This is a genomic window from Acinetobacter sp. ANC 4973 (genome assembly GCF_002135275.1).
GTDB lineage: Bacteria > Pseudomonadota > Gammaproteobacteria > Pseudomonadales > Moraxellaceae > Acinetobacter > Acinetobacter kyonggiensis.
In genome coordinates this window covers 47,504-68,448 of record NZ_NEGM01000007.1, presented here as the reverse complement: position 1 = coordinate 68,448, position 20,945 = coordinate 47,504, and the positions used below count along the sequence as shown (strand labels likewise).

General features: G+C 39.2%; 19 protein-coding genes. 8 read left to right on the top strand and 11 right to left on the bottom strand.

The window, feature by feature from the left end:
- Positions 1–97: 97 nt before the first annotated feature.
- Entirely contained in the window at positions 98–802 is a 705-nt protein-coding gene (gene hda / locus B9T30_RS10500) for a DnaA regulatory inactivator Hda (protein ID WP_086184933.1), read from the bottom strand.
- A gap of 15 nt (positions 803–817) precedes the next feature.
- The gene (gene cxpE, locus B9T30_RS10495) at positions 818–2,038 is read right to left on the bottom strand and encodes a chloramphenicol efflux transporter CxpE (RefSeq protein WP_086184932.1); all 1,221 of its coding nucleotides are present in this window, start codon (positions 2,036–2,038) and stop codon (positions 818–820) included.
- A gap of 134 nt (positions 2,039–2,172) precedes the next feature.
- Between cxpE and purM the strand changes: the two genes are divergently transcribed.
- Both purM and purN read left to right on the top strand, forming a co-directional pair.
- Positions 2,173–3,240, top strand: coding sequence for a phosphoribosylformylglycinamidine cyclo-ligase (gene purM / locus B9T30_RS10490; protein ID WP_086184931.1), 1,068 nt, complete (start codon positions 2,173–2,175; stop codon positions 3,238–3,240).
- 10 nt (positions 3,241–3,250) lie between these two features.
- Positions 3,251–3,880: a phosphoribosylglycinamide formyltransferase gene (gene purN, locus B9T30_RS10485; protein WP_086184930.1), complete on the top strand. Its 630-nt coding sequence runs from the start codon at positions 3,251–3,253 to the stop codon at positions 3,878–3,880.
- 68 nt (positions 3,881–3,948) lie between these two features.
- Here the strand turns inward: purN and B9T30_RS10480 are convergent, their stop codons facing one another.
- Both B9T30_RS10480 and sppA read right to left on the bottom strand, forming a co-directional pair.
- Entirely contained in the window at positions 3,949–4,752 is an 804-nt protein-coding gene (locus B9T30_RS10480; RefSeq protein WP_086184929.1) for an alpha/beta fold hydrolase, read from the bottom strand.
- Positions 4,749–5,774, bottom strand: coding sequence for a signal peptide peptidase SppA (gene sppA / locus B9T30_RS10475; RefSeq protein WP_086184928.1), 1,026 nt, complete (start codon positions 5,772–5,774; stop codon positions 4,749–4,751). Before sppA ends, B9T30_RS10480 begins: the two co-directional genes overlap by 4 nt.
- Before the next feature lie 129 nt (positions 5,775–5,903).
- On the opposite strand from sppA, the gene B9T30_RS10470 reads away from it, so the two are divergent.
- Positions 5,904–6,860 carry a lysophospholipid acyltransferase family protein gene (locus B9T30_RS10470; RefSeq protein WP_086184927.1) on the top strand — a complete coding sequence of 319 codons (957 nt, stop codon included), beginning with the start codon at positions 5,904–5,906 and terminating at the stop codon, positions 6,858–6,860.
- Here the strand turns inward: B9T30_RS10470 and B9T30_RS10465 are convergent.
- The 3 genes from B9T30_RS10465 to B9T30_RS10455 form a co-directional block, all read right to left on the bottom strand.
- Positions 6,857–9,283: a DNA internalization-related competence protein ComEC/Rec2 gene (locus B9T30_RS10465; RefSeq protein ID WP_086184926.1), complete on the bottom strand. Its 2,427-nt coding sequence runs from the start codon at positions 9,281–9,283 to the stop codon at positions 6,857–6,859. The two genes, B9T30_RS10470 and B9T30_RS10465, sit on opposite strands and share 4 nt — an antisense overlap.
- A gap of 84 nt (positions 9,284–9,367) precedes the next feature.
- A complete protein-coding gene (gene lolD, locus B9T30_RS10460; RefSeq protein WP_086184925.1) occupies positions 9,368–10,051 on the bottom strand; it encodes a lipoprotein-releasing ABC transporter ATP-binding protein LolD in 684 nt (227 codons plus the stop codon).
- Positions 10,044–11,279 (bottom strand): lipoprotein-releasing ABC transporter permease subunit, encoded by a 1,236-nt coding sequence (locus B9T30_RS10455; protein WP_074946404.1) that lies wholly within the window; start codon positions 11,277–11,279, stop codon positions 10,044–10,046. The genes lolD and B9T30_RS10455 overlap by 8 nt, the downstream gene beginning before the upstream one ends.
- A 23-nt stretch (positions 11,280–11,302) precedes the next feature.
- Here B9T30_RS10455 and B9T30_RS10450 point away from each other — a divergent pair, with 23 nt between their 5' ends.
- On the top strand, positions 11,303–11,872 hold the full coding sequence (locus B9T30_RS10450) for a PilZ domain-containing protein (RefSeq protein WP_086184924.1): 570 nt from the start codon (positions 11,303–11,305) through the stop codon (positions 11,870–11,872).
- A gap of 5 nt (positions 11,873–11,877) precedes the next feature.
- Here the strand turns inward: B9T30_RS10450 and B9T30_RS10445 are convergent, their stop codons facing one another.
- Positions 11,878–12,789, bottom strand: a complete 912-nt coding sequence (locus tag B9T30_RS10445) for a DMT family transporter (RefSeq protein WP_086184923.1) — start codon at positions 12,787–12,789, stop codon at positions 11,878–11,880.
- A 12-nt stretch (positions 12,790–12,801) separates the two neighbouring features.
- Entirely contained in the window at positions 12,802–13,272 is a 471-nt protein-coding gene (locus B9T30_RS10440) for a YaiI/YqxD family protein (protein ID WP_004648315.1), read from the bottom strand.
- 273 nt (positions 13,273–13,545) lie between these two features.
- On the opposite strand from B9T30_RS10440, the gene B9T30_RS10435 reads away from it, so the two are divergent.
- Entirely contained in the window at positions 13,546–14,478 is a 933-nt protein-coding gene (locus B9T30_RS10435; RefSeq protein ID WP_086184922.1) for a hypothetical protein, read from the top strand.
- A 610-nt stretch (positions 14,479–15,088) separates the two neighbouring features.
- Here B9T30_RS10435 and serC read toward each other — a convergent pair.
- Positions 15,089–16,168, bottom strand: coding sequence for a 3-phosphoserine/phosphohydroxythreonine transaminase (gene serC, locus B9T30_RS10430; RefSeq protein ID WP_086185018.1), 1,080 nt, complete (start codon positions 16,166–16,168; stop codon positions 15,089–15,091).
- Between the two features lie 119 nt (positions 16,169–16,287).
- A complete protein-coding gene (locus B9T30_RS10425) occupies positions 16,288–16,953 on the bottom strand; it encodes a hypothetical protein (RefSeq protein ID WP_086184921.1) in 666 nt (221 codons plus the stop codon).
- A gap of 156 nt (positions 16,954–17,109) precedes the next feature.
- On the opposite strand from B9T30_RS10425, the gene B9T30_RS10420 reads away from it, so the two are divergent.
- Genes B9T30_RS10420 through B9T30_RS10410 form a run of 3 tightly spaced genes read left to right on the top strand, consistent with a single transcriptional unit; the run spans position 17,110 to position 20,942 of the window.
- Positions 17,110–18,606 carry a TolC family protein gene (locus B9T30_RS10420; RefSeq protein WP_227518967.1) on the top strand — a complete coding sequence of 499 codons (1,497 nt, stop codon included), beginning with the start codon at positions 17,110–17,112 and terminating at the stop codon, positions 18,604–18,606.
- A gap of 18 nt (positions 18,607–18,624) precedes the next feature.
- The gene (locus B9T30_RS10415) at positions 18,625–19,812 is read left to right on the top strand and encodes an HlyD family secretion protein (RefSeq protein ID WP_205666511.1); all 1,188 of its coding nucleotides are present in this window, start codon (positions 18,625–18,627) and stop codon (positions 19,810–19,812) included.
- Positions 19,812–20,942, top strand: a complete 1,131-nt coding sequence (locus B9T30_RS10410; RefSeq protein ID WP_086184920.1) for an ABC transporter permease — start codon at positions 19,812–19,814, stop codon at positions 20,940–20,942. Before B9T30_RS10415 ends, B9T30_RS10410 begins: the two co-directional genes overlap by 1 nt.
- Positions 20,943–20,945: the final 3 nt, after the last annotated feature.

The following is a 20,945-nucleotide window of genomic DNA, read 5'->3' as shown; positions in this document are numbered from 1 at the left end:
ATATATTTTTATTCTTTAGTTGCAAATTCCCTGCAACATCGAACTATTTTGCTGTACTTTGTCACAGCTTTAATAATTTCTCAAGATTTTTTATTGTTTACCGATATTCATCAATTAAGGCATAAATTTGTCTTAAATTCGCATGACTAATTTTAATTTTTTCGCCCTTTAACAACTGAATCAATTGCTCTAAGGTTTGTAATAAAACAGAGGTTTGATGCGGTCCTTGCATGAGCAAATAGTCTATAACTTGTTGATCAATATGAATACCACGACGTGTTAATACCGATGTCACGAGCGCATAGCGATCTGCATATAAACTGCCCGTTGGCACTTTCACACTGACTGCTTGGGTTAAACGTGATTGTAAATCTGGAAGTTCCAGTTTTAATTCTATAGGTGCTATACGGGAAGAGAAAACCAACTGCCCTCCACCCTCATTATTATAATTAATTAAATGAAAAACTGCTTTTTGCCAATGTGGAACGCCACTAATCGCTTCAATATCATCCAATGCAACAAGGTCATAGCGGTCTAAGGATGTGATCGCTTCAGTTGGTGCATCAAGCAATTCAAGTAATGAAACTTGAATGGCAGATTTACCAACATCTAAATAAGAATCACAAATGGCAGAAAGTAAGTGGCTTTTACCCGAACCTGCACCACCATACACATAAAAACGATTCATCAAACCTGCATGTAGCTGTCGAACTGCATCAATAACATGCCCCCAACTTGGACCCGAAAAATCACTGATTCGAGCATCGAGTTGAGGTTCTATATCTAGCTGCAGTTGACGCATATATGTGTTTTGACCTTAGGGTTCTTTATTGTCTAATGGTTCAATCTTACTCGATTTTTCAGCACCTTGCTGATTTTTTAGTGCCTCAGATTGAATTTCAATATCTAGCTCTATTTGTCCAGTTTGCATACTCATTGCACCTGATGAAGAACGCTGTATAACCACAGCGGATAAGTCATACAATCGGCTTTTTTCATACGACTCACGTGCATGTCTAAGTAAAACCACAATCACAGCTGCAACAGGTAAGGCAATCAACATACCAAGGAAACCTGCAAGTTGTGCCCCTGCTAACACTGCAAAAACCACGGCAACGGGTGATAAACCAATTTTATCGCCCAATAGGAAAGGTTGAAGAATATAACCTTCAATGGCTTGTCCAATCATAAAGACAATAATAACCAGTGCTAAATGTGTCCAATCAATTCCGAACTGAAAAAGCGTTGCAATCACTGCGGCAATAATACCTACCCCAAAACCGAGATAAGGAATAATACTGGCCAAGCCTGCAACCATCCCAATAATCAAGCCGACTTCTAAACCAATCAGTTGTAAACCAACAGCATAAACCACACCTAACAGGAACATCACTAAAAATTGCCCCTTCACAAATGCGCCCAGTACATTATGACATTCGCCCACAATACCTAAGGTGATTTTTTCATAATGACGAGGAATCAGGCGACGTAAACTATCCAGCATACGATCCCAATCCAGCAAGAAATAAAAGGCAATAATTGGAATTAAAACAACAACACCGCCAATTTGAATAAAGTTTAAGCCCGATTGCGCAACACGCAACACCACACTCTGAATACTATCGGCACTATAATTGGTCTGAATATATTCCATAACAACTTTGGAGATCTGTTCAGTATCAATTTCCATTGCTTCAACATTAAAAGTCTGCGATACCCACGGTAAAAAGGTGTAATTCAACCAATGAATACCTGCGGGAATACTGTCTCGTGCATAGATTAGCTGTTGCCAAACCAATGGAACAACATACCAAATTGCCAAAGTAACAATGACACCAATACCGATAAAAACAATGCCAATAGATAACCAGCGTGGCAAACCTATTCTATGAAGTTTATCCACCAATGGACTAAATAAATAAGCAACTAAAAATGCGGCTATAAAAGGCAGTACCACAGGCTTAAGCAAATACAAAACCCAGAGGATGAGTGCAATCCCTGAGAGTATAAAAATACGACGTAAGGTGCGATCAACCATAGATTCGAGCCTTTTTTAGGTTTATTCGTTATAGAAAGTAAAATATTTGAATAAAGATAGCATTTTGGTGCATAAATAACATAAGAGTTTCGTATATTCGGGTATAATCGCGGCGCGAATGCGGAGACTTCAATATGAGCAACTCAACTTCCCCAAACACTGGTTTAAGCTATAAAGATGCGGGTGTCGACATTGAAGCGGGAGACGCACTAGTCGACCGAATCAAATCAGTCGCTAAGCGCACTGCACGTCCTGAAGTGATGGGCGGATTAGGCGGCTTCGGCGCTCTTTGTAAAATCCCTAAAGGTTATGAAGAACCTGTTCTCGTATCTGGCACAGATGGTGTTGGTACAAAATTACGTTTAGCACTCAATTTGAACCGTCATGACACTATTGGTCAAGACTTGGTTGCAATGTGCGTAAACGACCTTCTGGTCTGTGGTGCTGAACCATTATTCTTCCTTGACTACTATGCGACGGGTCACTTAAATGTCGATGTTGCTGCCAATGTAGTAACAGGTATTGGTGCTGGTTGTGAACTTGCAGGCTGTGCATTGGTTGGCGGTGAAACTGCTGAAATGCCAGGCATGTATGAAGGTGAAGATTATGACCTTGCAGGTTTCTGTGTAGGCGTAGTTGAGCAAAGCAAAATTATTGATGGTAGCAAAGTAAAATCTGGTGATGTATTGATTGGTGTCGCGTCAAGCGGTGCACACTCAAACGGTTACTCTTTACTGCGTAAAATTTTAGATGTGAAAAACGTCGATTTAAACCAAATCGTAGATGGTCGCTCACTTGCAGATGTGGCAATGGAACCGACACGTATTTACGTTAAATCATTATTGCAACTTTGCAAAGAAGTTGATGTTCATGCAATGGCACACATTACAGGTGGCGGTTTACCGGGTAACTTACCTCGTGTACTTCCAAATGGCGCGCAGGCTATTGTCAATGAATCTTCATGGGAATGGCCAGAACTGTTCAAACTTCTTCAACGTGAAGGCGGTGTTGAACAGCATGAAATGTATCGCACATTTAACTGTGGCGTAGGTATGGTAATTGCAGTTGATGCAGCAGATGCTGATAAAACGGTTGAATTATTGACTAGCCTTGGCGAAAAAGCATGGAATATGGGTCACATTGTCGACAATGCTGAATCTGTTGCCGGTGCTGATGAAAAGATTCGCGTAATCTTTGCATGATGTGTTTCGCATGATCAAAATTGCTGTCCTTGTTTCAGGCAGTGGAAGTAACTTACAAGCGTTGATAGATGCCAATCTATCGGGGCAAATTGTCGGGGTCATTTCCAACAAGCCTGAAGCCTATGCTTTAGAACGTGCTCAAAAAGCAGGTATTGCCACTGCGGTAATTGAACATAAACAATATCCCAACCGTGAAGCATTTGATGATGTGATGCATCAACAATTGCTCGCTTGGGATGTTGATTTAGTGGTTCTGGCCGGCTTTATGCGTATTTTAAGTGCTCAATTTGTGCAAGCATGGGAAGGGAAAATGGTCAATATCCACCCTTCTCTATTGCCCAACTACAAAGGTATGCATACGCACCAACGCGTACTGAATACGGGCGATGTCTTCCACGGTTGTACTGTTCACTATGTAACGGCAGAACTGGATGCAGGTCAAGCTTTAGCGCAAGGTGTGCTGAAAGTGAATGTGCATGATAATGCCGATTCACTGGCAAGCCGAGTACATGTGCTTGAACATGTCATTTATCCGCAAGTGGTGGAATGGATTTGTACAGGTGCAATTCAGCATACTGAAAAGGCTGTGTTGTATCGTGGTCAAGTTATGCTTGAACCTGTGCAATTTGCCAAGTTTTAGTAGATTTAAAGATTCAAAAAACGCATCCTCGGATGCGTTTTTTATTGATATTAATATGCATATAGCAATTATTTGGCTTGTTGCCGAATCAACTGCTTAATCAATTTCACAACTTCAACGGGATGCTCCAATGGGAACATATGACTACCTGCGGTAATGCTAAAAGGCACCCCAAATTTCTTTTGTACCATCTGTGGAAAACGACGCGGTAAAAATGGACTTTGTTCTGCAACCAACATATGGATTGGCAGATGAATTTTTTTCTGAGGTAACCACCACAATGATGGATTGGTTCTAAAAACCTTCACTTCATCCATTTTTGGAATAGTGAGTTCAACACCACCGCGAACTTTGTCTTCGGTTAAAGCATAGTCGATATAGGCCTGAAAACAGTCGGCATCAAAGTCTTTATAAAAACCTTTTGGGCGCAGCAATTCTGCTGCTTGCTCACGACTATCCCAATGATCACGACGACGCAATGACAATGCCGCAGGTGACATCCGATCCACCGCTTTGAGCTTCAACAGTTTAGCAACATGCAATGCAAAACCGTCTTTACCCATAATCATCGGTGGATCAAGCATAATCACTTGCTCAAACAACTCAGGTCGTTTCAACGCTGCTTGAAAGGTCAGCACTGAACCTAAAGAGTGACCTAAACCAATGACGGGTCTACCCTTCGCTTGACGGACAATACTGTCAATCACTTGATTGGTTAGGCTTTCCCAATGATTGTCAATCGGATAACGCTTATCAGTTCCAAGCAGTGGCACATAAATAACCTCATATTCATCTTTCAGTAAATCAAATAGCTTTTGATAAACTTGAGATGGCACGCCATTGGCGTGCGCAAAATGAATCAGTGGCTTCATTGTAATTTTGTCGTTTGTTCAGATTGGACTTGCTGTGAAAGTGAGCTAGCAAAGCCCTGACCAATCGAACTTCCCATGCGCCCAAGTACCGAATCAAAAGGACTATATTCAATGGTATAATTCACAGCTTTATCAATTTTAAGTTCACGTTTCAGCGTATTTAAACTACCTGTACGATCTGCAATACCCAACTTCACTGCTTGATCACCTGTCCAAAACAAGCCTGAGAAGATTGCTGGATCTTGCGATTTCAACTTATTACCGCGACCTTGTTTAACTGCATTGATAAAATGATCATGCACATTATCCAGTACGCCCTGTACATGTGCTTTTTGTGCACCATCGACAGGCTGGGTCATTGAAAGTAATGCCTTGTTCTCACCAGAAGTCATTGTACGGTCTTCAACACCTAGTTTTTGCATTAAACCCGTCACACCGTAGTTCGGCATAATGACACCAATCGATCCAACAAGACTGGATGGGTTAACAATAATTTCATCCGCAGCAGACGCAATATAATACGCTCCTGAAGCACCTGTATCACCAATCACGGCATACAGCTTTTTACCAGTATGAGCCTTTTTCAAATATTGAATTTCTTGCCAGATTTCATCAGATTGTACTGGTGAACCACCCGGTGAGTTAATATTTAAAACTACCGCTTGGCTTTGTTTACTTTCAAAAGCTTTCTTTAATGCTTTTACCGTATCTGCACTATTCACGCTTTGTTTATCAGCAGCAATTGTTCCAATAATATCAACCACCGCAATATGCGCAGTTGTGGTGGCTGTAGGATCGGTGGTTGATATGCTACAACTTTTCCCCATTAACACTAAAACAAAAAGAATATAAGCAAAGGTGAGACATTTAAAAAAGATTCCCCAACGACGTGCACGGCGCTGTTCTTCTACCGATGCTAAAACGGCTTTTTCTAAAATATGCCATTCTTTGCCAGTTATATTTTGCGTATTATGTTGTGTATTCTGAATGTCATTTTCTGGTTTTGGCGGCCAATCGGACATGGAAAATAATCCAATGATGAGTTAAATTGAACTCATTATATACACTGAATCATAGAAATCTGCCTAAACAATATATTTTCCCCTATAATATTTTTCTTTTTGACTCTTTTTCTACATTGACGATAGGCAATGACTGACCATACTTCACCGAATACGACGTATCATTTACTTAAATTTATAAGTAGACAACCCATTCAAATTTCTAGATTTATTGCTCGAAGTTTAGCAGGTCTAGTGAATTTACTTAAAATATCAAAAACGTCAGATACGATTCGTCTTAATCTTCAAATTGCGTTACCTGAATTAACAACTGAACAACATGAGAAGATTATTCCGCAAGCGATTCGTAATGAGCTGACCTCATATTTCGAATTTTTTAGCATTTGGGGTGCAGATAACCATAAAAATATTGCTCGTATTCATTCCGTTACTGGGGAGCAGCTACTCAAAGATGCTGTAACAGCAGCTGAAGGTTTGGTACTGATTGTGCCGCACTTTGGCACATGGGAAATTATGAATGCCTATCTGGCTCAATTTACCCAAATGACCATTCTCTATAAACCTGTCAAAAATGAATCCGCCAATCAGTTTGTACGTGAAGCGCGAAGTCGTGAGCAAGCGAACCTCGTCCCGACTGATGAATCGGGTGTCAGACAAATTTTTAAAGCTTTAAAACAAGGTGGTACAACGGTTATTTTGCCAGATCACACACCTAACTTTGGTGGAGAAATGATTTCTTATTTTGGCATACCGCTCGCGACCAGTAATTTAAGTGCCAAACTGATTCAAAAAACTAAAGCCAAAACTTTATTTTTATATGCGATGCGTAATGATAATCATGGTTTTGATATGCACATTGAACCTATAGATGATCGAATTTACCAAGGCAATCCCAATCAGGGTACTGCTGTTATTTTAGCAGCCATCGAAAACTTAATTCGTCGTTATCCAGAACATTATCACTGGAGTTATAAGCGTTTTAAAGCCAATCCAGCTTTAGATCATATCTATCATTTAAACACAAATGAAGCCCTTAAATTAGTTGAAGACATCCGTCGCCAAGATGCGCAGACTAAAATTATTTAGTGCTTTAACCACTGCTGACGGTCTCGCTCAAATGCGATAGACATGATGTTTTGCTGCTTAAAAAAACGAATACTGCCGTGTTCGATGGTGGTCAGTAATGGGATGTTTAATTCTTTTAAACGAGATTCAACAATTACACTCGGATGTCCATAGCGATTATTCCAACCCGCTGAAGCAACTGTTAATTTTGGCTTCAATTGTTTTAGAAAATGATAAGCTGAACTATGTCGACTACCATGATGTCCCAAAACTAAAACATCAACTTTTAAATCAGGATAGGCCTGTAAAATGTGATATTCCGTTTCCCAGCCTGCATCGCCCATCAACAAAAAGTTTTGATAAGGTTGAACATTTTTTACCTGTAAATAAACCACACAAGACATTTCATTTTTTTCAAATTTAGCCTTTGCCAAGTGCTCAGGTTTCGGTGATAAAATCGTAATGTTGACGCGCTCGCTCCAATGCCACTGTTGCCCTTGACGACAATAATCAAACTGACTCTTCTTTTCGACGTCTACCTGTTCATTGGAATATACCTTTTTGATGGGGAAATCATGCTTAATCGACTCATATCCACCGCGATGATCTTGGTCTAAATGCGTCAAAATCAGTTGATTCAATTGCGAAACACCATTCACCGATAAAAATGGCAAAATAATCTGTTTCCCCACACTAAATTTACTTTCATCATAATTTCCCCCCATATCAATCATTAAGGTCTGTTCTTGATCACGGATAAAAATCGCTTGCCCTTGTCCCACATCTAACACCGTCAATTCAAAATCATTTTTATCTACATCAACCGCAATCAAAGGAATAAAACACACAACAGCCCAAAATTTTGGCACCACACCACGCGGCAAAAATAGAATCATCAAGCCCAAACATAAGCTGAGTAATGTCCACGTATTCATTGCAATCGGTCTTAATGTCGGTGAAAAAATCCAATCTAACACTTGGATAAAAATGAGTAATCCAGAAACACAGAGGTCATTGATTTGGAACAATAACCCGCCCAAAGGTTCAAAAATGAAATAGCACAATGCCGCAATAATATCTAAAGGCACAATCAGCAAACCAATCCATGGAATGGCAAACAAATTACTCAAGGGTGTCACCCATGCGATTTGTTTAAAGAACATCAGCATCAGTGGCAACAAAGCCAAAAATATTTTCCACTGCGATTCAATTAAAATTTTCAGCTGGATTTTGATTGCCTGAGTCCGAGTCTTTATTTCTTCCAGATGACTTTGCTGCTGCACCGTTTGGTAAATACGCAGCAACACAAAACACGCGCCATAAGACAACCAAAAAGCAGCCGATAAAATACTAAAAGGATCAAAAATGAGTAAAATTGAAGCACTAAACAGCAAAATACTTAAGGCTTGGATTTTTTGTTTAAATAAAACAAACGCACTGATCAGTAAACAGGTCAATAATGTTCTGAGTGCTGGAATTTCAAAACCGACAAAAGCACAGTACAACAATACGCACATGCAAAAAGGTAAAATCAGTAAATATTGCTTGGGGTATTTCAAATAAATTTGCGGACAGTAACGGCAAATCAGTTGATGCAAACTCCAACACAGCAGTAAAGCAAAAATAAGAACATGCGGCCCAGATATTGCCAATAAATGACTCATCCCAAAGCGTTGGAACAATTGTTCAGTTTCTGGCTGAAGTAGACTTTGATCACCGGTCAACAAAGCCAAAAGTAAGCCTTTATTGTGTACAGGTTGTTGAACAATAAAATTCCGCAGTGCAAGACGTTGTTGCTCCACCCAGAGTTGTATTTGATTCAAAACTGAATGTTGTTGCCTTAAATAATGCGCATAACCCAAAGCATAAATGTCTTGTTCAGACAGCTTTTGTACTGCTGAAACTTTAAACCCCGACATGATATTTTGCTGAAGATACCATTGCTCTTGATCAAAAGTACCTTGCGTTGCATAGCTATGTGCAGGTCGTGTGTTGCCCTGTAAGCGATAGTATTGACCCAGCTCAAGTGTAAATTGAGGCTTGGAATCCATTTCATTTTTTAGAAATGCTTGCCATTGCACAGCTTCGGCATGCCGATTCAACACCTGAATTTTTTGTTGTATGGATTGACCACCCCATTCATTCAAATTTTTGACATATACAATCACTTCAACCTGTTCTATCTGCTGTTCCCGAAACTGCAAACGATCATTCAGTTGATGATAGGCATAACTATAGCCCAGCGCTATGCCAAGACTAAAGCCGATACAGAGTTGTAGGCATTTGAAATACAATGAATGGACATGTTTTAATACTGTTAATTTTAACAACAATACGAGAATAAAAAGAACAATACTTGGAATAAGCAACGACTGTAAGATTGGGAAAGTTTTTCCCATCGTGGCAATTCCAATGACCCAGCCTAAACAGATTAATTGCATCATTATTTTTATAGTTTTTTAATTTTGCGCAATATTAAAGCCCACCGGAGTGAGCTTCAATCATTTTTTTAATTTATCGATCAGTGTCTAATCGTTAATCCAAACCCCATCTTGCATATGCAAAATAGAATCACCCGCTTGGGCCAATTGTTCATCGTGCGTCACAATCAACATGGCCATATTGAACTCACGACGTAACTCACTGAGCAGCTCAAAAATTTTCACTGCCGTTTTACGATCTAAGTTACCCGTCGGCTCATCAGCTAACATCAGTTCAGGTTTAGTCACCAAGGCACGGGCTAAAGCCACACGCTGACGCTCGCCACCAGATAATTCACCAGGCTTATGCGTCATGCGGTGCGACAACCCTACGCGATTCAGCAAGTATTCAGCTTGTTCTTTAGATTGTTTGTAGTTGGTGCCTGCACGTAACATCAATGGCATCGCCACATTTTCTAAAGCACTGAATTCAGGCAAAAGATGGTGGAATTGATAGACAAAACCCAAATGCTGATTACGCAAATAACCACGTTCAGCTTCACCCAAAATATCAAAGCGCTTGTCATTTAAAAAGACTTGTCCTTCTGTTGGACAATCTAAGCCACCCAACACATGCAACAAGGTACTTTTACCTGAACCACTTGAACCCACAATCGAAACAAACTCCCCTGCTTTGACTTGCAAGGACAAGTTCTTAATCACTTCTACTGTTGTTTTACCATCAGTAAAACTTTTGGAAATGTTTTTGGCTTCGAGGACAATATTACTCATAACGTAAAGCCTCTGCGGGTTGAGTTTTGGCAGCACGGAATGCTGGATAAATTGTCGCAAGAAAGCTTAAAAGTAGAGATAAGCAAACAATGACCACCACATCTTGCCAACGTAAATAAGACGGTAAGTAGTTAATGAAATAGGCATCAAATAAATTCAGACCAAATGCGGTATTGATCCAACCAATAAAACTACTAATGCTTGAGGCAAAAATAATCCCTAAAATAGCACCTGAGACTGTACCAATCACACCAATGATGGTGCCTTGCACCATAAAAATTCGGGTAATTGTTGAAGGCGAAGCACCCAGTGTACGCAAAATCGCAATATCTGATTTTTTATCCGTTACCACCATTACCAACGATGACACAATATTAAATGCCGCAACCAAAACAATTAAAAATAGCAGTAAGCTCACCATGGCTTTTTCCATCTGAATGGCACTAAACAAATTACCGTGGGTAAAAGTCCAATTCGATGCATAAAAGTTTGAAGGCAAGTCTTTAACAATGTCATCGGCAACTTGTGGTGCGAGGAAAATATCATCTAGTTTTAAACGAACACCTTGGGCACCATCAGGTAAACGCAGCAATGTAGATGCATCGTTCAAGGCGATATAGCCCATCATCGAATCCACTTCTGCACCAATACTAAAAATACCGACGATTTTAAAGCGTTTAAAACGAGGGACTACCCCTGCTGGTGATGGCGTTGCCTCAGGAAGCACTAAAGTAATATTGTCATTAAGCCCCAAACCAAGCGAATCCGTCATTTGTTTACCTAAAACAATGCCAAATTCACCTTTTTTCAAACGGTCTATGCTGCCTTCAACCATATGATCTTGGATAATAGAGACTTTTTTTTCATATTCAGGTTCAATTCCTGAAACCATAATTCCAGCCACTTGCCCTTGTGCAGTCAGCATGCCTTGTAACTGAGTAAATGGCGCTACGCCTTTGACATGCTCGTGTTGCTCAATTTTTTTTGCAAGTTCTGGCCAATTTGTTAAAATTTGCGTTGAAGAAACAGTAGCTTGAGGTATCATTCCTAAGACACGGTTTTTCAACTCTCGGTCGAAACCATTCATAACAGATAAGACTGTAATGAGTACAGCCACACCTAAGGTGAGACCGATCATAGAAACCAACGCAATAAAAGAAATAAAGTGGTTACTACGCCGTGCGCGGGTATATCTCAACCCTATATACAGCGAGATTGGTTTAAACATACCATCTAGTCCGAGGAATAATTATGGAAAATTTACAGCATCAAAGTGGCAACATGGAACGACGTGTGATGTCACGTATAGATGCTGCCTTGCGAATTAATTATCAGATTATTTCTGATGATGTCGCATTAAATGACCCTTATGATCCTAACTTTGTGCTGCCACGTTATTTTCTACTACTCGCAGAATTAGATCAATTTGATCATGCCTTAAACTACGAATTAGAACAATTAACTGAAAGAGATCAACAAATTGCTCGAATCTTATCCTTATTCAACCAAAAATTAAACCTTATTACCGGTTCCTTGTACGACACAATTGTACAATCCATGTTACCAATACCAGAAGATGTCAATTTTTCAGAAACAGGATTCAGCTTCTTTAATGAGCGTCTCATTCAAGAAGGAACTTACATTCATGTGACCTTAAGCCATCCTGAAAATTTCTTTCATATTGCTGCAACTGCGCAAGTGGTCTATAGCCGAACAGAAGAAAATGGCAAATTCCGTACAGGAGCCTATTTCATCACCTTACATCCACAGGATCGCGTTAAGCTTGCCGAATGTATCTCTATAAGTAAAAATAAAGATTAAAAATTTCAAGGATTAGATTTAATCTTATGGGCGAGTGTTCGACTCGCCTTAAGGTCGCGATAGAAATAAATAAACAAACCAAATAGCAAAATGAATGCTCCGACAAAAACCATTGCAGACAATGCTTCATGATTGAGCACAGCACCAATCAATAAGGCAATCATTGGGGTCATGACGGTGGTTAACGATAAAGTCGTCGCTTGAATATTTTGTACTAATTTAAAATAACAGAACATCGCAATCAGTGATGCCATGACCACTGTATAAATAAGGGCCAATAACGACTTCGCAGTTGGAATATGTGTCGGTGCATATTGCCAAATAAAGGGCACAATACAAATAGCCGCAATGGTCGAGACCAGAATCGAACCTGTTGCTTGAGCCACAGGCTCAATATTTGCATTGACTTTTTTGACCCAGAAAATGGATAACGCATAGGTAAATACGCTCATCAACATTAAGCCAATCCCAATCGGATGGATATGTTGATTTTCACCGCCAAAGCAAATGATGGCTAATCCAGCCACCGCGATCACCATACCCAACCACTGTAAACGACTTAAATGCTGTTTAAAGCCAAAATATCCAATCAGACCTGCCATTATTGGGGCGAGACCAAACATCAAAGCAATAATCCCAGAACTTAAATAACTGGTCGCAATATAAGTAAAGATCTGAGAACCCATTAAGCTAAATGAGCCAGCCAAATAACTATGCCAAGATATTTGATCCGTTGGAAATTTAACTCTGAGTATCAGCAACAACATAATGGCCAGCGGTAAAGCGATAAAAAACCGCAGCACCAAAGCCCAAAATAAATGTAGATCAGAGACGCTCCACACTATTGCCAATGGCGTTGTGGCCCAAATAAACACCAATAAGGCATAAGTTGACACGATATTGGCTTTGGATGGCATAATGGGCTCGGCTTAAAGTGCAGTTTTACGTTTCTGTTTTTGGATCGTTTGATCGAGTGAACTGGAAAATTCACGTTTATCACGTTCAGAAATTGGTGGCGGGCCCCCCGTGTTTACACCTGCCCCACGTAAAGAATCCATAAAATCACGTAAATGCAAACGGGCTTTGACATTGGCTGTGGTATAAACCTCACCGCGTGGATGAATCGCAATTCCGCCCTTTTCAATCACCTGTGCCGCTAAAGGAATGTCTTGTGTCATCACAATATCATGCTCTTTCATGCGTTCGATGATTTCTTTATCTGCGGCATCTGCCCCACTCATCACTTGAATGGAGTTAATCCTTACTGAAGGGGTAATCCCGACATTTTGGTTGGCCACAAAAGTAACTTCTAATTGATAGCGATCTGAAGCACGAAGAATGACTTCACGTAGAATTTTAGGCAATGCATCGGCATCGACCCAAAGTTTAAATGGCAGCACAAAGCATCCAAAACTAGAAAAAGATGAACACTTAGTTTAGCAAATTCCGTATGACAAGATGATGGATAAATCCACTTAATCCATTCAGCTCTTTTACCTCAATTCAGCGAGGCTGCATTTTTTAGCACAGAACGATTGCGACCTAAGTTCGGTTAATTCAAGGTATTTTCTCTATTTCACTTACTTTAATGGTTAAATTTAGTCTGGATGACTTGAAATTTAAAAATAACCCTCGATTTAATATACAAATACAACCCAACATCAATTGTGAATATGAAAAATCAAAATAGACCAGAAATTATCACCATTGAAGATCAGAACTTTGGCAGCCATGTCGAACATTGGAATTTACTTACCGATAATCCATGTACAGATGTGCCTAAGTGGCTTGGCTTAGCACTAGATGCACCTGTGATGCCGATGGGTTTGTGTAAAGAAGAATCGGACATGGATGAAGCCACATGGCTAATTCAAGGACCAAACAAAGCCGCTGTAAAAATCACTCAAGTAATTGCGGTTGAAAACAACAAACCTCAATGTGTTAAAACAGCATTTCCAAGTTTTGAAAGTCCATATAAAGTGAATGCCACGATTGAGCGTATTATCACGTGTAAATCAAATACACAGGCCGTCTTACAGCTTAATTTGGGTGCAAATACCGTAGTTTATGCTTTTGATAGCTTATATAGCGTTAATCATGAGCAGTATGAAAAAGATCAAAACTATCTTGCTCAATTCAATGCTTGGGCTTATGAACTTGAAGCTGTTTCAAACCATGAACAATTGGTGGTTGATGATCCTGCTTCGATTAAACACCACCGTGCTTTAAATGATATTTTAGCTGCCAATAACGGTGTTGCACCTGCCAATTTGCAAGAACAAATTGACGCTTGGGAACCCAAATCGGACGATGATAAAGAACCTGTAACCGTCGATTTTTCAAAAATGGTGGCTTATCTTTATGGCGAAAAAATGGGTCAGGAAGATGAAGCTTGGTTCCAAGGCAACATTGTTGGTAAAACTGCAATGCGCTTTATGGAGCAAGAATATACGCTTTATGACGTTGCCCTGATTCACGATGAAGACCAAGAAGCAACATTGATTCGTATTGCAAGCAAAGATGCAGCGTACAAAGACTTTCAGATTGGTCAATTCATTCGTGGCAACTTATGGATTCAAGTCAATATTCACGCTAAAAAACAATAATTTATAAAAAGCAGCTCAATATGGTGATCATCAACATTCATATTGAGCTGCTTTTGTATCTCTATTTTACTTTTCGTAAATATTAGACTTTCAATTTATTCACAGCACTGGATGCTACTTACTGAATAATACTTAAAGTTTTCAATTCAACGTGATCTATTTAAAATCCTTTTCTGATTATATTTTTACTTCGAAATTTTAAACTTTTATCTTAAAAAATCCTGCATTGCTTAGAAGCTACGATTAACCTAGCGCTACATTTTTATAGAATAAATATTTTAATTGCATATTTTTATTTAGTACTTTATTTAATCAATTTTTTATGCTAAAAATACAAGCCATCAATAGGAATTAACGATAAATAAATCGGAATAGAATTTCCCATGAAAATCTTACAAGAAGAAAATATACAACACGTTGAACATCAACTCAGCAAATGTTTCCAGTTAGACTCAATTTCATGTCTGTTTTTTGTATTGGGCATGTTTATGTCTGCCTATATTTTACACCACTTTATTCTCTGATCTTATTTCGCTCAACTGATTTCACCAAACTCATTTCAATAAATAGTAAAAAGCCCATCATTTGATGGGCTTTTTCATGTCAGGTATTAACCATTGCATTTTGCAAAGTCATCCATAAAGTTAACCAATGCTTGAACGCCTTCTAAAGGCACAGCATTATAAATGCTGGCACGCATACCACCGACTGAACGATGACCTGCCAAGTTAAGCAAATGGTTTGCTTCTGCTTCTTTCAAGAACAATTTCTCTAAATCAGCATTTGCCAAAGTAAACGGCACATTCATAATTGAACGGTTTGGAACAGCAATTGGGTTGGCATAGAAATCACTTGCATCAATATAGCCATAAAGTAAGTTTGCTTTTGCAAGGTTTACTTTATGCATGGCATCCACACCGCCATTTTCTAGTAACCACTCAAAGACTAGACCAGATAAGTACCAAGCATAAGTCGATGGTGTATTGACCATTGAATCATTCTTCGCTTGTGCAGAATATTTCAAAATACTTGGAATTTCAGGTTTCGCTTGATCAAGTAAGTCTTCACGAATAATGACTAAAGTTAAACCAGCAGGCCCAATATTTTTTTGAGCACCCGCATAAATTAAACCAAATTTAGATACATCAAGCGGTGCTGAAAGAATGCTTGAAGATAAATCTGACACTAAAGGTGCATTCACCTCTGGAATACCTGCAAATTGCAAACCACCGATAGTTTCATTATCCGCATAATGTACATAAGCGGCATTATCAGATAGATTCCACTGGCTTTGATCGGTAATTGCTAATTTACCATTAATGGTGGTGCCCGCTTCCACGACGTTGATGTCGCCATAGCGTTTTGCTTCTTTTAGCGCTTTTTCAGACCAAATACCCGTATGGATATAATCTGCTTTATTATTTTTACCCAACAAGTTTAAAGGAATTGCAGAGAATTGAAGTGAAGCACCGCCTTGTAAGAACAATACTTTGTAGTTCTCTGGAATGTTCATCAATTTGCGCAAATCAGCTTCTGCTTTTTCTGCAACAGCAACATAGTCATCACTACGATGACTCATTTCCATGATCGAAAGACCTTTGCCATGCCAATCGAGCATTTCAGCTTGAGCTTTTTCTAAAACGGCAGTAGGTAATGCAGCAGGACCAGCACAGAAATTGTACGCGCGCATGAGTTTTCCTTTCAAAGTGAAACACAATAAAATGATGGCATTTAACCACATATAGCCTGTGCTTGCAGTAAATTATCCTGAAAATATTTCAATGCTGTCGGACATTTAAAGTCAAAAATTCAATAAAGATCTGACCGCTTAGCAGGTTTAATAATTTCAATGAATGGCTCGCCAGCAAGTAAATAACTCACTATGCGTAAAATTAAAGCAGGAATAACCACAATTGCATGAATTAAAATTGCTGCACTTAAATACACTGCAAATTCAATCCAACGCAGCCAATGCAAAAAAATCTTGGGTTTATGTGCCAATTTAAGTTGTACCAGCTCTTGTACCGTTATTTCGCCAGCATGCAAATCTAGCCAGATTCGAGTTTTTAAATCGTAGTTATTTGAACTTTTTAAACCTAACTTATACGCTTGTAACATGCGTTTAGGCTCTAAAAAAAATCCTGTAGACAGTGCTATCAAATTCATGATACCCAATATAGGGTGGCTAAACATTGACCCTGTTCCAAGCTCCCATGCACTGACTTCCCCTTCTCCAATACGCCCCACAGTATAACCTGTTAAAATATGATGAATATCATGATATTTTAAATACTTATGGCGTACACCGATGTTGGGCATAGGGACAATTAAACAACCGGTATACACGCCTACGGTTAAAGGTTCACGATCACCAACAATTGGCCCAAAACCATTCTTCTGATAAAAAAGATCGATGGCTTGATTGAGCGTACATTCATCTGGAAATTTATTCGGCTGTTTAACTTGTAAATTCATCTTATATTTATTTAAATGTATGAGGTTAGCTACAATATAATCAATAAATTTATGTTTTTCACGCTTGATTCATCTCGCACAAGGCAGTCACTGATATCAAAACACATCATTAAATGATGCTTTATAATTAAAATTACGATGTGGAGAGTCTATTCGATGTTACAGCGTTCACCGCCCTTTTTAGGTTTTAAGCGAGATATCTTGATTAAAAAACCTCTTGTACAAATTTTAATTTTTTCGTCTTCCATCTTGTCAAGTTCAATCAGTCTTGCTCAAAGCATCAGTTATGCACAAGCGGAACAATCTGTACTAACCGATTCATATAGCACACAAGCCAATCAAGCCTTACAACAGGCGGCAAAATTAGAAGCAGAAGCAGTCAAAGGTTTAGGTCTATCACGTGTCGACTTAAATGTCAGGGCTTATGCCTTTCATAATGAAGTCGATATTCCTTTAAATTCATTTAAAAACAATTTAGAACAAACCCTGTCTCAAGGGATTAATGACCGTATTAATCAAGAAAACCTGCCACCTAATATTTCTGATCCTTTAAAAGAAGGTGTTAATCAAGCCATTCATAGTGGTGTTGGTCTATTTCCAGATTCTGCCAATGTGATTTTAGAAGATCAAGTTGTGCGTCCAACGGTGTCAATACTGATGCCTTTATATACGGGTGGTTTAACTTCTAGCGCCAAAGAAGTGGCGAATATTAAGGCTGAACGTAGTCAACTCAGCAGTAAGCAACAACAAGATGTACAACGCTTTGAACTGATTCAAGCCTATTTTAATGTGCAACTGCAAAAGCAATTATTAAGCTCAAGTCATTCCAATTTAAATGCCATGCAAACGCATTATAACAATGCACGTAAACTGGAAAATCAGGGCTTTATTAGCAAAGGGCAACGGATGCAATTTGAAGTGGCAAAAAATAATGCGCAGCGTCTAGAGCAAAATACTGAAGCCAATCTCAAATCGAGCTTATTTCAACTGAATAATCTTTTACAAAGCAGCCAAATTACTGAACTCAGCACACCGTTATTTGTCAATTCTGCGCAAAGCCAATCTTTGAATGGATTACTTAAAACCTATCAAGATCAATCCTCTCTCATTCGTAAAATGCAAATGGATACGCAACTGGCCAATGCCAATGTAAAAGTGCAAAATGCGGCAAAAAAACCCAATCTTTTTGCCTTTGGCGAATACAGTCTAGATGACAAGCAAAACTGGATTGTCGGTGTGGTCGCTCGCTATAATTTATTTTCAGGGGTCGATAAAAACAAAAATATTCAAGCCGCTGAATTACAACGCTATGCCTCTGAATTAATCACAGAACGTACCAAACAGGAAATTGAGAATATTATTTACAAGTCCTATAGTGAAGTGACGACGGCACAACAAAGTCATCAACTATTACAACAAAATATGCAAGCGGCTCAAGAGAACCTACGTATTCAAACGCTGTCTTTTAAAGAAGATATGGGCACAGCCACACAAGTGATTGATGCACAAAATGCCTTAACGGGCTTAAAAAGTGAAATGGCATTGAATGCTTATAAATATGTCATGTCATTGGCAACATTATTGCAAAGTCACGGCTCGATTGACCAATTTCAAAGTTATATCAATCAAACTCAAACTTACCACCTTCGTTAATTTTTGATGGGGAATAAAATGAATCAAGATCAAAGCAAGTCTGATCAAGATGTAGAAAACACCTCATCGGAAGGAAACTCTACAGATCTATCAGCTCAAAATAGCAAAACAGAGACGCAAGAAATACCCATTGAACAACAAACAGATGCAGAAACGGAAGCCCAAAATCAGCAAAAGACTCAAACTCAAATAGCAACAGATTCAAACAGCGAACCGAAAAAATCAGCAGTTATAAAGGCAATTGGTTTAATGCTGCTTATTTTACTTTTAGGCTTAATTGCGTTTGGTTTATGGAAAAGCTATCAACCCAAAGAAATTGAATTACAAGGGCGAGTTGAAGCCGACACGATTCATGTCAGTACTAAAGTGCCCAGTCGTATTGAAGAAATTTATGTGCATGATGGACAAAAGGTCAGCAAAGATCAGGAATTGATACGTTTATTTAGCCCTGAGGTAGATGCAAAAAAACAGCAAGCTTTAGGCGTTTTACAATCCGCCCTAGCACTGCAATCGACTGCTGAACGAGGCTCACAACAGGAAAATATTGATACGCTCTATGCCAATTGGCAAAGTTTAAAAGCACAACAAGCCTTAGCTCAAACCACTTATCAACGTGGTGCAAACTTGTTTAAAGAAGGCGTGATTTCCCGCCAACGACGCGATGAAATGCAAGCCGCAGCATTATCTGCAAGTCAACTCACGGAAGCAGCTTATCAACAATATGCACGTGCCAAACGTGGTAGCACACCACAACAGATATCTTCTGCCGATGCGCAAGTTCAAATTGCTCAGGCAGCGGTAGCCGAAGCAAATGCTTTAGCAGCGGAAACCAAACTGCGCTCTCCTATCGACGGCACAGTCTCCAAAACCTATGGCAAAGTCTCGGAACTAGTGGCTATGGGGGTGCCTTTGGTTAGTATTATTCAAGATGATGATTTATGGGTGAGCGTAAATGTACGTGAAGACCTATATGCACAAATTTATAAAACCAAAAGCATAGACGGATTTATTCCTGCACTGAACCAAACTGCGACTTTTAAAATTAAGAATATTGAGGCCGAAGGTGAATTTGCCACCATTAAAACCACGCGCCAAACTGGCGGTTACGATATTCGTAGCTTTAAAATTCATTTGGCACCTGTGCAGCCAATCACAGATTTAAAAGTCGGTATGAGCGTTCTATTTAAAATTAAAGAGACTCAATAATGTGGTCGGGCATGCTGCGCGAACTGCGCTATTTACTGACACATAAATGGGACTTGTGCTTAGTCACACTTACCCCTTTATTTATTATTGTGTTGTTTTCCAGCATGTTCTATCAGGGCAAGCCTGAACATTTGCCGATTGCCATTATTGACCAAGACCAAAGCGAACTGAGTCGAAATATTGAAAAATATGTCAGTCATAATTCAGCTTTAAAAATTGCACTAATTTCACAAAACCCCGATGAAGTAGAAAAACTGCTAAATCAGACTCAAATTTGGGGCTATATTTCTATTCCTGCCGGTGCGGAACAGAGACTGGTTCAAGCTCAAGATGCCGAAATCAGCATTGCTTTTAACCAAAGTTATTTTAGTGTGGGCAATGCGATTTCATCTGCAATGTTATTGAGTACCCTAGAAGCGACCATTGATTTCACTCGGCAAAACTATTTAGCCAATAGCATTCCGTATTTGGATATTCCAACGCCGAATGTCAAAATCTCGCCTTTATATAATCCAAGTTTAAGTTATGAGTTTTACTTAGAACCCTTTATGATTCCTGCAATTCTGCATTTATTATTGTGCTGTTGTGTGGCCTTTGCAGTAGGACAAGAGCTGAAATTTAACACCACGGGACAATGGTTAAATCAGCACAGTATTTTTAGTGCCTTATTGTCTAAAGTTTTAGTTTATGTTTTGATTTTTACTGCATGGACATGGGCTTGGATGTTCTGGCTCATTGAAATTCGTGGCTGGTTTGTTGCAGGCAATCTATGGATGATCTTAATCGGACAATTTTTCTTTTACAGTGCTTATGCCTTGATTAGCAGCACTGTTGTATTGGCAACTCGCGACTTAGCTAAATCGTACGGTTTTATTGCCGTTTATGGTGGCTCCTCTTTAAGTTTTGCTGGGGTCACTTTACCTTTAAATAATGCCCCTCTGTTTACGCAATTTTGGGCCAATATTCTTCCTTATACGCCATATGCAAAATTGCAGACTGAACAATGGGTAATCGGTAGCCCAATCTCCGCGTCACTTTTACCCCTTGCAGTTTTGGCATTCTACTGTCTATTTTATTTTGCAACAGCGTATTTCTTTCTTAGAAAGTATGTAAAGGGAGTTCAATCATGAAAA

What these genes read in the sequence shown, in the direction of transcription:
- B9T30_RS10435 (WP_086184922.1), top strand. Translation starts at nt 13,546, where the DNA reads ATGAAAAATCAAAATAGACCAGAAATTATCACCATTGAAGATCAGAAC.
- purN (WP_086184930.1), top strand. Translation starts at nt 3,251, where the DNA reads ATGATCAAAATTGCTGTCCTTGTTTCAGGCAGTGGAAGTAACTTACAA.
- B9T30_RS10450 (WP_086184924.1), top strand. Translation starts at nt 11,303, where the DNA reads ATGGAAAATTTACAGCATCAAAGTGGCAACATGGAACGACGTGTGATG.
- B9T30_RS10420 (WP_227518967.1), top strand. Translation starts at nt 17,110, where the DNA reads ATGTTACAGCGTTCACCGCCCTTTTTAGGTTTTAAGCGAGATATCTTG.
- B9T30_RS10410 (WP_086184920.1), top strand. Translation starts at nt 19,812, where the DNA reads ATGTGGTCGGGCATGCTGCGCGAACTGCGCTATTTACTGACACATAAA.
- B9T30_RS10415 (WP_205666511.1), top strand. Translation starts at nt 18,625, where the DNA reads ATGAATCAAGATCAAAGCAAGTCTGATCAAGATGTAGAAAACACCTCA.
- B9T30_RS10425 (WP_086184921.1), bottom strand. Translation starts at nt 16,953, where the DNA reads ATGAATTTACAAGTTAAACAGCCGAATAAATTTCCAGATGAATGTACG.
- cxpE (WP_086184932.1), bottom strand. Translation starts at nt 2,038, where the DNA reads ATGGTTGATCGCACCTTACGTCGTATTTTTATACTCTCAGGGATTGCA.
- B9T30_RS10455 (WP_074946404.1), bottom strand. Translation starts at nt 11,279, where the DNA reads ATGTTTAAACCAATCTCGCTGTATATAGGGTTGAGATATACCCGCGCA.
- purM (WP_086184931.1), top strand. Translation starts at nt 2,173, where the DNA reads ATGAGCAACTCAACTTCCCCAAACACTGGTTTAAGCTATAAAGATGCG.
- lolD (WP_086184925.1), bottom strand. Translation starts at nt 10,051, where the DNA reads ATGAGTAATATTGTCCTCGAAGCCAAAAACATTTCCAAAAGTTTTACT.
- hda (WP_086184933.1), bottom strand. Translation starts at nt 802, where the DNA reads ATGCGTCAACTGCAGCTAGATATAGAACCTCAACTCGATGCTCGAATC.
- serC (WP_086185018.1), bottom strand. Translation starts at nt 16,168, where the DNA reads ATGCGCGCGTACAATTTCTGTGCTGGTCCTGCTGCATTACCTACTGCC.
- B9T30_RS10470 (WP_086184927.1), top strand. Translation starts at nt 5,904, where the DNA reads ATGACTGACCATACTTCACCGAATACGACGTATCATTTACTTAAATTT.
- sppA (WP_086184928.1), bottom strand. Translation starts at nt 5,774, where the DNA reads ATGTCCGATTGGCCGCCAAAACCAGAAAATGACATTCAGAATACACAA.
- B9T30_RS10465 (WP_086184926.1), bottom strand. Translation starts at nt 9,283, where the DNA reads ATGATGCAATTAATCTGTTTAGGCTGGGTCATTGGAATTGCCACGATG.
- B9T30_RS10480 (WP_086184929.1), bottom strand. Translation starts at nt 4,752, where the DNA reads ATGAAGCCACTGATTCATTTTGCGCACGCCAATGGCGTGCCATCTCAA.
- B9T30_RS10445 (WP_086184923.1), bottom strand. Translation starts at nt 12,789, where the DNA reads ATGCCATCCAAAGCCAATATCGTGTCAACTTATGCCTTATTGGTGTTT.